Source organism: Kordia zhangzhouensis, assembly GCF_001005305.1.
GTDB classification, from domain to species: domain Bacteria; phylum Bacteroidota; class Bacteroidia; order Flavobacteriales; family Flavobacteriaceae; genus Kordia; species Kordia zhangzhouensis.
On record NZ_LBMH01000013.1, the window covers coordinates 1 to 12071 of the forward strand.

The following is a 12071-nucleotide window of genomic DNA, read 5'->3' on the forward strand; positions in this document are numbered from 1 at the left end:
TCCTTCTCTTGATGGTATTAGATGTATATTTATGATAGTTCCTTATTTTATTTAAAAATAATATACTAATAGCCGAATTGATTCTTTTTGCTAAAAAAAGGGAAGTTAAGGTACTGATTTATAAGCATTCTGCCAATTATTTTTTATTTTTTTTTTGAACTGACCATTTATCCGTCAATTCAATAAATGAAAAAGGCAAAGCAGACGGTTGTCTTTTTAATTGATTATTATTGAATGCTCGTTGCAAAATATCTTCTATTAGGTAGTCCTCATGATCTAATTGCGGTTGGAATTCTCTCTTGAGCGATATATCGAATAGATTGGCTGTAGTATTATACCAAAAGGCTTTCCATCCACTTCTGAGTCGTTTGATAAGACTAAAAGCTGTCTCTCCTGTTTGCCTATGAATCAACTTTACCAATATTTGCCCTTCGGTTTTTGTTAACTTTTTGAGTTCAGCCGTTAATTCTTCTTCTATATATTTTTGTACTCTTTTGGTGTAACGTCTTTTTTGGGATTTTGATTGTATTTGATCAAGACGTTTATTCAATTTAACCAAACGTTCTGCCGCCATTTTTGCATATGGATACACTTTGAGTGTTTTTCTCCGTAATATAAGATATTTAATGCGTTCGTCTTTGGAAGAGAATTTAAGCTTGTTTAGCACTATTACTTCATCCAACTCAATTGTAGTTTGCGGAATACTATCACCTTCAATAAGGAATTGTTTGACTTTTGTTGTGTCTTGCGTAATAATTTGCGCATGAGACACAAGAGAAATTAGAAGCAACAGTATGAAACTAATTCTTTTCATGAATGATTTGGGATTCTTCAAAATTTATATCAAATGTAATAATTCATTCTCTTATAACTATAAATTCTGTCTTAATATTATTATTTTCGTCAGAACAAAATTTGATTTTATGGCAAAAAAGAAAATAATCAATAAAAAGTCTATGGCTTTTTTGGAAAAATATTTGAACAACGCTTCTCCAACAGGTTATGAATGGGACGGACAAAAAATCTGGATGGATTATTTAAAACCTTATGTAGATGAATTTATTACAGATGCATACGGAACAGCCGTTGGTGTAATTAACCCGAAAGCCAAATACAAAGTAGTAATTGAAGGACATGCAGATGAGATTTCTTGGTATGTAAATTATATTACAGATAATGGATTATTGTATGTAATCCGTAATGGAGGAAGCGACCATCAGATTGCACCATCAAAGTGGGTTAATATTCATACAAAGAAAGGCATTGTAAAAGGTGTTTTTGGTTGGCCCGCTATTCACACTCGTAACAGTTCTAAAGAAGAGCCGCCAAAATTAGATAATATTTTTATAGACCTGGGATGTAGCTCAAAAGAAGAAGTTGAAAAGTTGGGTGTACATGTTGGCTGCGTTATTACTTACCCAGATGAGTTTCATGTTTTAAATAAAGATAAGTTTGTATGTAGAGCCATCGATAATAGAGCCGGAGGATTTATGATTGCAGAAGTAGCTCGTTTGCTTCATGAAAATAAAAAAGAGCTCCCTTTCGGATTGTATATTACAAATTCTGTTCAGGAAGAGATTGGTTTACGAGGCGCTCAAATGATTACAGAAACAATCAAACCGAATGTTGCTATCATTACTGATGTTTGTCATGATACAACCACTCCAATGATAAATAAAATTAAGGAAGGAGAAACTAAAATCGGAGCTGGGCCTGTAATTTCATATGCTCCTGCCGTTCAAAATAAGTTACGCGAACGCATTATTGAAACTGCAGAAAGCAAAAGTATTCCTTTTCAACGTATGGCTGCGAGTCGTTCTACAGGTACCGATACAGATGCGTTTGCTTATAGTAATGGCGGCGTTCCTTCTGCATTGATTTCACTTCCATTGCGTTATATGCATACTACAGTAGAAACTGTACATAAGGACGACGTAGAAAATGTAATTCGTTTGATCTACGAAACTTTATTAACTATTAAAGAAGGAGAAACGTTTAGTTATTTTGACTAAAAAGCTTCTTTACTACTATTATATAAAAGCGACGCAATTTTAAAAAATTGCATCGCTTTTTTTTAGGGACTTTTTGTAAGAAGATTATCCCTTTATCTTTTTCGGCTTAACAGTCCCATATTTATCAAATAAATATACTAACGATGTCATTGTTGCAGCGCCTAATTCTAGTTCACGTTTGTTAACAGCATCAAATGTATCATTAGATGCATGGTGATGATCAAAATAGCGTTGTGAATCAGGTCGCAATCCTGCCAGTACAATGTGGTCATTTTTTAATGGTCCAATATCAGCTCCACTTCCCCCTTTTTCAAAATAGTGAATTAAATAGGGCTTGAATAATTTTTTCCAGCTTTCAACTTGCGCAAAATTTTCATCAGAACAATCAAACGAAAAACCTCTTGGTGTAAACCCTCCAGCATCACTTTCTAATGCAAATACATGTTCTTCTCCTTTTTCTTTGACTACTTCTGCATATTTACGGCCGCCTCGAAGCCCATTTTCTTCATTCATAAAGAGTACTACTCGTATAGTACGTTTAGGTTTGTATCCTGTTTCTTTTAATAAACGTAATACTTCCATGCTTTGTACAACACCAGCTCCATCATCATGAGAGCCATCTCCTAAATCCCAAGAATCTAAATGACCTCCTACAATAATAATTTCATTAGGAAATTCACTTCCTGTGATTTCTCCTATGACATTATGTGATTTTACATCTTTGTATTGTTTACAGTACATGGTAAACCCAAACTTTGTGTTAGCATTTTTTTGAAGTTGTTTACTTAATAGGTCTGCATCATTTGTACTGATTGCCGCTGCCGGAATTCGATTTTCAACCGGAACATCGCCATAACTCATTGCGCCTGTATGCGGATAATCGTCCATTCGCAAGTTCATAGAACGTACTACAACTCCAACTGCTCCATATTTTATCGCTTCTTTTGCTCCCGAATATCGCTGGTCTACACATCCTCCATATGCTTCAAACGTACTAATTAAATCGGCTTGCATTGGGCGATTGTAGAAAACAATCTTTCCCTTGATTTTTTCTTCTCCCAGCGCTTCCAATTCCTCCAATCCTTTTACTTCGACTACTTCTGCCTCTACACCTCCTTGTTTTGTTGCTATAGAACCACCTAAAGCACAAATCTGCAATTCTCTTTTCCCTGCATCTGTTAGCATGTATGCTTCTTCTGCTCCTCCTCGTTCCCATTTTGGCACCATCACTTCTTGTAGCCAAACTTTGTCTAAACCTAATTTTTCTAGTTCCGTTTTGGTATATTGAACAGCTTTAGCAGCATTGGCAGAGCCTGAAAGTCGTCCACCAATTTCATTCGACAAATGATCTAACCAAGCATAACTTTGTCCGTTGGTTAATGATGTAGAATATACTTTTTTAAGTTGTTCTTCATCTGTCGTTTGGGAAAACCCAATGGCTGTGAATAATAAAATTGTGAGAATTGAGAGTTTTTTCATGGTTGTTTGATTGCTTTATTCAGATTCAAGTTGTTTTTTGTACAATTCAAGATTTGCTTTGATATCATCATCTAATTCTGGCTCTTGAATATCATCATACTGCTTTAATGTATCATAAATAATTTTTGCCACAATATAACGTGCGGTAGATTTGTCATCGGCAGGAATTGTAAACCAAGGCGCATGTGACTTACTTGTTCTATTTAATGCATCTTCATAACATTCCTGGTATTTTTCCCAAAGTCTTCGCTCTTTTAAATCGCCAGGAGAAAATTTCCAATTCTTTTCTTTAAGTTCCAAGCGGCGTAACAATCGATCTCTTTGTTCTCTTTTAGAAAGGTTTAAGTAAAATTTAAAAATAATTGTTCCATTTTCTGCTATGTGCTTTTCAAAATTATTGATTTGCTCAAAGCGTTTTTCCCAAAATTCATCCGTAATATCTTCTACACTCTCTATATGAGGCAGATTTTCACTCATTATATATTCTGGGTGCACACGCGTAACTAATACATTTTCATAATGTGTTCTGTTAAAAATAGAAAATTTACCTCTTGAAGGTAATGCAATATAATGTCGCCACAAATAGTCATGCTTTAGTTCTAATTCTGTAGGAACTTTAAAACTATGTACTACGATTCCACGCGTATTAAAATCTTTAAAAACTTCTCGAATCAAGCTATCTTTCCCTGCTGTATCCATTCCTTGTAAGCATACTAATACGCCATATTTTCCATGGGCATACATAGTGTCTTGTAGTTTTCCTAGTTTTTCTCGAATCTCTTCTAATTCGTTTTTGATTTCTTTTTTAGATTCTCCCAAATCGAAAGTAGTGCTTACTTCCTTCAATTTGATAGGATTCGTTACTTTGAATGTATCGATATCAAAATGCTTCATGCGTTACTTTTTTTTCTTTGAAGGCTAAATATACGGATTGTACTTTACATTTTTCGTAGTTTAGCGAACTCTAATAACCCGTATATCATATGAAGCATCAAAAAAATATTTTATTTTTCTTTTTGTGTGTAACATTTTCATTGTTTTCTCAAAACAATCAAGACTCTATTCCTGCTTTTCAAAAGAATGGAATTTCAAAAACAAGTATTGTATCTACCAATCCTTTTGGAGTTTTTATTTCTCGCCTCAATCATAATTTTAAACAGAAAGCATCACGAAGACTTGAAATAGATATTACTTTAGAAAGTGGAAATGTTTGGGGACCTAATGTTAAAACATACATTCCTAACGATCCTGCATTACAAAGCCAAATGAGCAACATTGCTTGGTATAGCAGACAATATTTTGTAGATGAAGAACAACTAGATGCTGGTTATTTTGAAATAGAAACCGATGGAGTTATTAAAGGATTACGAGGCAATTTGACGATTCCTACCACAAATAAACAAGAATTGATTGTTGGATTTAGAGCTTTTGTACTGACCAATGGAAAGTTTCCTTTTTCTTCTTTTACTTCAGATCGATTTATTGAGTTTTTTCATGACAATATTGCTGGCGGTGATGACCCTTTTGACCGTCGTGTTTTTGGTTTAGATAAAGCCAAGTTTTTATACATTGATAGAGAAGGAAAATCGTTTGATCTTGGGAATGGTGATTTTTTGACTGCAGGAATTGAGACTCATTATTACTATTACCCTACATTTTTAAATGAAAAAAACATCTATTTCAATCTTGGAGCACATTTGGGAACCAATCTTTCTAAATATAATATGTCGGTAGATTTTGGGGCTTCTGTTGCTGGTGTGAAACAATTTGACTTGAATGATCGCAATTTCATGCTTTTAGGACTCGGAGCAAATGTGTTACGCAAAAATGCTATTGAACTACAAAATGATAATTTCGATTTCGGAACCAACGACTTTATTGGAAGCTTTGAAGCCAATGCAGAATACACCTTTATTTCAAAAGGAAAAACGTACCACTCTTTTGGATTAAGTTATTATATGCAAACCAGTTTTCATCAAAAAGATGAAGATAATTACAATATATATGTAAGAGATGATGAAGCTTTTAATTCTTGGGGACATGGAACACGTCATTTATATAAAAACAATGATTATTGGACATTGATGTACACCTTTACCCGAAAAATATCAACTTCTTTTTATATTCAACAGGATTTTACAGTAAATAACAATCCTGATTTACAGACAGGTGTTAGCGTAAAGTTTTGCATATAGAAAAGTTAAAAACTGTGACAATAAAAAAAAATCAGCTCTTAAGAGCTGATTTTTTTTGTTTTATTTAGAAGCAAAAAGCTTTACATCATTTTCGGTAACTTCTTTACCACTAAGAATAATCAATCGTTCTACTACATTTCTTAGTTCTCGAATATTTCCTGTCCAATCATATTCCTGCAACAACTTCACAGCTTTGTCTGAAAAATTCTTTGTAGCAGTTCCTTGTTCTTTTGCTATTTTAGATGAAAAATGCTCAATCAATAGCGGAATATCATCTCTACGATCATTAAGAGCTGGGACTTTGATTAAAATAACAGCCAACCTGTGATACAAATCTTCTCGGAATTTTCCGTCTTCTATTTCCTTTTTTAGATTTTTATTTGTTGCTGCAATGACACGTACATTAACTTTAATGTCTTTATCACTTCCTACACGTTGCACCTTACTTTCTTGCAAAGCTCGAAGTACTTTTGCTTGCGCAGAAAGACTCATGTCTCCAATTTCGTCTAAAAAGATTGTTCCTCCATTGGCAGCTTCAAATTTTCCAGCTCTATCCTTATTCGCACTGGTAAACGCTCCTTTCACATGACCAAACAATTCACTTTCTATTAATTCACTTGGAATAGCAGCACAGTTTACTTCAATCATAGGGCCCGCACTACGATCGCTTTTTTGATGCAACCAATGTGACACTAATTCTTTACCTGTACCATTAGGTCCTGTAATAAGAACACGAGCATCCGTTGGCGCTACTTTTTCAATAATATCTTTAATTTGTTGAATGGCTTCAGAATCGCCAATCATTTCGTAATTCTTGCTTACTTTTCTTTTTAAGCGTTTATTTTCAACAACTAGTTCTTTTTTATCTAATGCATTTCGAACAGTATTTAACAAACGATTCAAATCTGGCGGTTTGGATATATAATCAAAGGCTCCTAAGCGCATTGTATTTACAGCCGTGTCAAGATCTCCATGACCAGAAATCATAACAAAAGGAATTTCTGGTTTTATTTTTTTGGCAGCTTCTAATACTTCCACACCATCCATTTTTGGCATTTTTATATCGCATAATACCAAGTCAAAATCTTCTTTTTTGACCATTTCGATTCCAGCTAAACCATCTTCGGCTTCAGACACTTCATAAGTATCATTTTCTTCGGATAAAATTTTAACTAAGACTCTACGGATAGCAGATTCATCTTCTATAACAAGTATTTTAGGCATCTTATTCTATTTTTGAATTGTAAATGTGTACATCTCGCTGTGGAAATGGAATGGTTATTTTGTGCTCTCTAAACAATCGGTCTACTTCAAAACGCAAATCGCTTAGTATTAAAAAAGCTTTAAAACTGTCTTCTACAGTAACCACTAATTTAAAGTCCAAAGAACTGTCTCCAAAGTTAGTAAAAAGGACTGTGGGTTCGGGAATTTTTAGTACTTCTTTATGATTTTCGGCTACTTGAATCAATATTTTTTTTACCAAAGCCACATCACTTCCATATGCTACTCCAACCGTAATACTTTCTCGTGTAGTCACTCCGTTTTGCGTCCAATTGTACAAACTATTTGTCAGGTATAAATGATTGGGTATAATCAAAACTTTATTATCAATTGTAACAGCTCTTGTGGTTCGTAGTTTTATTTCTTCTACACGCCCTACTTTTCCTTCTATTTCAATAATATCTCCCACATGAACAGATTGATCAACTAGAATAAAAATTCCCGAAATGATATCTTGAAATAACGTTTGTAATGCTAATCCAATTCCAATCAATAGTGCTGCTGAAGCCGCAAAAATACCCGTAACATTTACACCAACAGCATTCAAAGTTACCAAAACAATAACCACATAAGTAAACCATCTGGCATATGAAAAGACTGTTTTGAACTTTAGTTTACTTTCATTATGTAATTTTCGGGTAATAAATCGCTGGAAAAGTTTTAAAAGTAAATTTGCCAATATCAATACAATGCATAAAACGAGAATGTGCTTAACACTTATCTCAATTTTAGTTCCAAAGTGAATTGATTTATTTAATATTTCGTTGATTTTATCCATTTAGTATTTCAACCATTTAAAGATTTCTTTATAGCTTGGTTTCTTACCATACATTAAAATACCTACTCGGTAAATTTTAGACGCAAACCAAACTGTTCCCGAAAAGGAAATATACAAAATAACAACGGATAGTAATTGTTGCCATATGGGAACTCCAAATGGAATTCGCATAAGCATAACAACTGGTGACGTAAGTGGGATATACGAAAACACAGTAGCTACTACTCCGTGAGGATCTTCAAGAACTGTAAATCCACCTACATAAACAGCCAACACCAATGGCATTATAATCGGCATCATAAATTGTTGTGTATCCGTTTCGTTATCAACCGCTGCTCCAATAGCTGCATATAAAGAGCTATACAGTAAGTAACCTCCAATGAAAAACACAAAGAAGGCAATGACCAAATTAGCCAACGGTAAACTTTGAAAAACACCTGCAATTTGCGCTTGTATATTCGGATCTACTCCTTGAGCTAACAATTCTTGTTGTGGTGTTTGCATTCCGGAAAGATCTACTCCAAATACCATCGAAAATATAATCAACATTACTCCTCCTAAAATTACCCACATTAAAAATTGAGTAACTCCAGCCAAGGAAGTTCCAATTATTTTTCCCATTAATAGTTGTACGGGTTTTACAGAAGAAATAATGACTTCTATAATTCTATTGGTTTTTTCTTCAATAACACTTCTCATAATCATATTCCCATAAATGATGATGAACATAAATAGTAAGTATCCGGCAGCAAGACCAAAACCTAGTTTGGAATAGTTGATAAGTTTTGAGGTGCGTTCTCCAGAAAAAGTTTCTTGTGCAATGTTAACATTTGTCTGTGAGTCTTGAACTAAGGCAATATCTACTCCATTTCCAATCAAAGTTTCATCTGTTAGTTTTTTACTAAGTACTTGTTCTAAATGAGAAATGAATTTTTGCGAAGGTGAATCTTCTGAATAGAATTTAATTTGTTTGGCAATTTCTTCAGGAGTCGAACTATTTTGAATGTATAACAATCCGTATTGTTCCGTTTCTTGCACTTGCTTCTTAGCATCGTCAAGAGAAATTCCTGTAAGTAGCGTAAATTTAGTATTGGATTCTTCATCTGTTTCTTGTGTAAATACTTGAGAGATTGTCCCAGTTTCATCTACAATAGAAACAGTTCGTTCTTTATTATTATTGAGTTGCGTCAAATATGTAATTAACATAATCAGTCCAATAAAAATTAGTGGACTTAAGAAGGTCATGATTATAAATGACTTATTCCTAACCTTTGTTAAATACTCTCTCTTGATAATTAGTGGTAAGTGATTCATGTCCTAATTATTATTTGCTACAGTTTGAATAAAAATATCGTTTACACTCGGAATAACTTCCACAAAGTGGTTTACTTGTCCCACAGAAGTTAAATAGGATAGTAAATCATTAGAAGTTTCCCCATTATTTAGCTTAATGTTTACTTTCAAATCATCATCAATCGATTTGAAGTTAGCTTCATTCAACTCAAATTTATCACGCAGTGTAGCACGTAATTGCTCATTGTTTTGGGAAGCAATACCTACTTGATATGTGTTGCTTTTGTATTGACGCTTTACGTCTGTTAATTTTCCATCCAAAACCTTATTCGATTTGTGAATTAAGGCAATATGATCACACATTTCTTCTACAGATTCCATGCGGTGAGTAGAAAAAATAACTGTTGCGCCCTCGTCACGCAATTGAATAATCTCGTCTTTTATTCTATTGGCATTGATTGGATCAAAACCACTGAATGGCTCATCAAAAATGAGCAGTTTAGGCTGGTGCAATACCGTAACTACAAATTGAATTTTTTGAGCCATTCCTTTAGACAACTCTTGAATTTTTTTGTTCCACCAATCAGTAATTTCAAATTTTTCAAACCAATATTGCAAGCGTTTTTTAGCTTCTGCCTTGCTTAACCCTTTTAATTGTGCCAAATACAATGCTTGTTCACCAACCTTCATAGATTTGTATAATCCACGTTCTTCGGGCATGTACCCAATATCTTTTATGTGAAATTGCTGCAAAGGCTCTCCGTCCAGTAATACATTTCCTGCATCTGGTGCCGTTATTTGGTTAATAATTCGAATCAGAGAGGTTTTACCTGCTCCATTAGGCCCTAGAAGTCCGAAGATACTTCCTTTAGGCACCTCAATAGATACCTTATTAAGTGCTGTATACGTTCCGTAAGTCTTTACTACGTCATTAGCTTGAAGAATTGAACTCATGAAAAGTTTTTTATATCAGTAATACGATCGTATGTTTTGTTACATTATAATTTTAAAAAACAAAACCCACCCTAAATAGGATCTAGGATGGGAAAAAATTGCTATGAAAAAGAAAAAATTACTAGCTGGACTCAGCCAGTAACTTATCAAAGATAGTTTTTTTTTCGTAATAGCAAAAGAATTACGAAAACATGTCTTTGACTTTTTCAAAAAATGACTTGTCACCTTTCTCTGGATTTGGAATAAAATTCTCTTCATTTGCCATTTTTTCAAAGAAAAGTTTCTGTTCTTTTGTAAGTGTTTTTGGTGTCCAAACGTTAATATGAACGAGTAAATCTCCCTTTCCATATCCATTAACACTTGGAATACCTTTTCCGCGTAAGCGCAATATTTTTCCTGATTGTACGCCCGATTCTATTTTGATACGCACCTTTCCTGTTACGGTATCTATTTCTTTAGAACCTCCTAAAGCAGCTTCTGAAAAACTTATATATAAGTCATAATGAAGGTTATCTCCTTCGCGCTTTAAAAACTCGTGTTCTTTTTCTTCAATAGCAACTAAAAGATCTCCAGAAATTCCATTTCCAGGCGCTTCATTTCCTTTACCAGTAACTTTCAACTGCATTCCTTCTACTACACCTGCTGGTATTTTGATGCTTACTGTTTCTTCTTTTATTTGAAGTCCTTGCCCATCTGCTCCTGCTGGTCGCTTATCAATCACTTGTCCTGCGCCTCCACAAGTACTACATGTAGTAGATGTTTGCATTCTTCCTAAAATAGTATTGGTGATGCGCGTCATTTGACCTGAACCATTACAGGTTTCACATGTTTTATAGCTAACACCAGGTGCTTGTACCTTACGGCGAACTTTTACCTTTTTCTCAACACCATTGGCAATTTCTTCTAGTGTTAATTTGACACGAATTCTTAGGTTACTTCCTTTTACACGTCGTTGACGAGTTCCGCCGCCGCCAAAGCCGCTGAATCCACCTCCGCCACCAAAAGCGCCACCAAATATGTCGCCAAATTGACTAAAGATATCATCCATGTTCATACCGCCTCCGCCGAAGCCTCCGCCAAATCCGCCACCATTTTCAAAGGCTGCATGACCATATTGATCGTAGCGTGCGCGTTTGTTTTCATCACTCAATACCTCATAAGCTTCTGCTGCTTTTTTAAACATTTCTTCCGCTTTTTTATCATCCGGGTTTTTGTCTGGATGATATTGAATGGCTTTTTTGCGGTATGCTTTTTTTATTTCAGCTGCCGAAGCATCCTTACTCACACCTAATATTTCGTAATAATCTTGTTTCATCTTATTCTAAAACTTTTTCAAAAAGATTGTTTTGCAGTGTAAGAGCAACTATTATTGCCCTACAACTACTTTTGGATAGCGAATTACTTTATCGCCTAACGTATATCCTTTTTCAACAACGTCAATAATTTTCCCTTTCATATCATCAGAAGGTGCTGGAATTTGTGTAATTGCTTCATGATCTTCCGCATCAAATGTATCTCCTTTGTTCACTTGTACTTCAGCCAACCCTTTGGATTTAAGAGTTTCTCTTAGTTTGTTACTGATAAGCTCCACTCCTTTTTTTAATTCTTCAGCTTCTGTTTTCGCTATTTCTGTCAGAGCTCTATCAAAATCGTCCAAAACTGGCAACATGGCAACCATTACATCTTTCCCTGCCGTTTTAAAAAGTTCTACACGCTCTTTACTGGTTCTTTTTTTATAATTTTCAAATTCAGCAAATAGACGTAAAAATTTATCTTTTTCTTTTGCTAATTCTTCTTTTAATTGTTCTTCAACAGAAACTTCTGCTGTTGCATTCTCTGTATTCTCTGCGGCTTTTGCTTCTTCTTTAATTGCTTCTGCAGTTGCGCCTAATTCTTCGTCTTTTACTGTTTTATCGTTTTTTTTGCTCATGATAAATGTCCAAAAAATTTGTTAGTCCTTAATAAGTTTGCAAAAGTACTGCCATTTATGGAAAAATGTCAAAATGTCATCAAAAATATTTTTGTTTAATTAATTCTATAAATTCCTAAACGTTTTGTATTTTTACATTCATTTTTTAA

The 12071-nt window shown here is 34.2% G+C and carries 11 protein-coding genes; 2 read left to right on the forward strand and 9 right to left on the reverse strand.

The window, feature by feature from the left end; all coding sequences use genetic code 11:
• Positions 1-136 precede the first annotated feature (136 nt).
• Positions 137-814: a DUF4294 domain-containing protein gene (locus AA088_RS15485; RefSeq protein ID WP_046745948.1), complete on the reverse strand. Its 678-nt coding sequence runs from the start codon at positions 812-814 to the stop codon at positions 137-139.
• A 109-nt stretch (positions 815-923) separates the two neighbouring features.
• Between AA088_RS15485 and AA088_RS15490 the strand changes: the two genes are divergently transcribed.
• Positions 924-2012: a M42 family metallopeptidase gene (locus AA088_RS15490; RefSeq protein ID WP_046745949.1), complete on the forward strand. Its 1089-nt coding sequence runs from the start codon at positions 924-926 to the stop codon at positions 2010-2012.
• Between the two features lie 84 nt (positions 2013-2096).
• Here the strand turns inward: AA088_RS15490 and AA088_RS15495 are convergent, their stop codons facing one another.
• The gene (locus AA088_RS15495) at positions 2097-3491 is read right to left on the reverse strand and encodes a M20/M25/M40 family metallo-hydrolase (RefSeq protein WP_046745950.1); all 1395 of its coding nucleotides are present in this window, start codon (positions 3489-3491) and stop codon (positions 2097-2099) included.
• A 15-nt stretch (positions 3492-3506) separates the two neighbouring features.
• Positions 3507-4385 carry a PPK2 family polyphosphate kinase gene (locus tag AA088_RS15500; protein WP_046745951.1) on the reverse strand — a complete coding sequence of 293 codons (879 nt, stop codon included), beginning with the start codon at positions 4383-4385 and terminating at the stop codon, positions 3507-3509.
• Between the two features lie 89 nt (positions 4386-4474).
• On the opposite strand from AA088_RS15500, the gene AA088_RS15505 reads away from it, so the two are divergent.
• Positions 4475-5686, forward strand: coding sequence for a hypothetical protein (locus AA088_RS15505; RefSeq protein WP_046745952.1), 1212 nt, complete (start codon positions 4475-4477; stop codon positions 5684-5686).
• Between the two features lie 60 nt (positions 5687-5746).
• On the opposite strand, the gene AA088_RS15510 is transcribed toward AA088_RS15505, so the two are convergent.
• The 6 genes from AA088_RS15510 to AA088_RS15535 form a co-directional block, all read right to left on the reverse strand.
• On the reverse strand, positions 5747-6910 hold the full coding sequence (locus AA088_RS15510) for a sigma-54-dependent transcriptional regulator (RefSeq protein WP_046745953.1): 1164 nt from the start codon (positions 6908-6910) through the stop codon (positions 5747-5749).
• 1 nt (position 6911) lies between these two features.
• The gene (locus AA088_RS18460) at positions 6912-7745 is read right to left on the reverse strand and encodes a mechanosensitive ion channel family protein (RefSeq protein ID WP_046745954.1); all 834 of its coding nucleotides are present in this window, start codon (positions 7743-7745) and stop codon (positions 6912-6914) included.
• On the reverse strand, positions 7746-9059 hold the full coding sequence (locus AA088_RS18465) for an ABC transporter permease (RefSeq protein ID WP_046745955.1): 1314 nt from the start codon (positions 9057-9059) through the stop codon (positions 7746-7748).
• 3 nt (positions 9060-9062) lie between these two features.
• Entirely contained in the window at positions 9063-9992 is a 930-nt protein-coding gene (locus AA088_RS15525) for an ABC transporter ATP-binding protein (protein WP_046745956.1), read from the reverse strand.
• A 181-nt stretch (positions 9993-10173) separates the two neighbouring features.
• Positions 10174-11307 carry a molecular chaperone DnaJ gene (dnaJ, locus tag AA088_RS15530; protein WP_046745957.1) on the reverse strand — a complete coding sequence of 378 codons (1134 nt, stop codon included), beginning with the start codon at positions 11305-11307 and terminating at the stop codon, positions 10174-10176.
• Positions 11308-11358: 51 nt separating this feature from the next.
• Positions 11359-11922: a nucleotide exchange factor GrpE gene (locus tag AA088_RS15535; RefSeq protein WP_046745958.1), complete on the reverse strand. Its 564-nt coding sequence runs from the start codon at positions 11920-11922 to the stop codon at positions 11359-11361.
• Between the last annotated feature and the right edge of the window lie 149 nt (positions 11923-12071).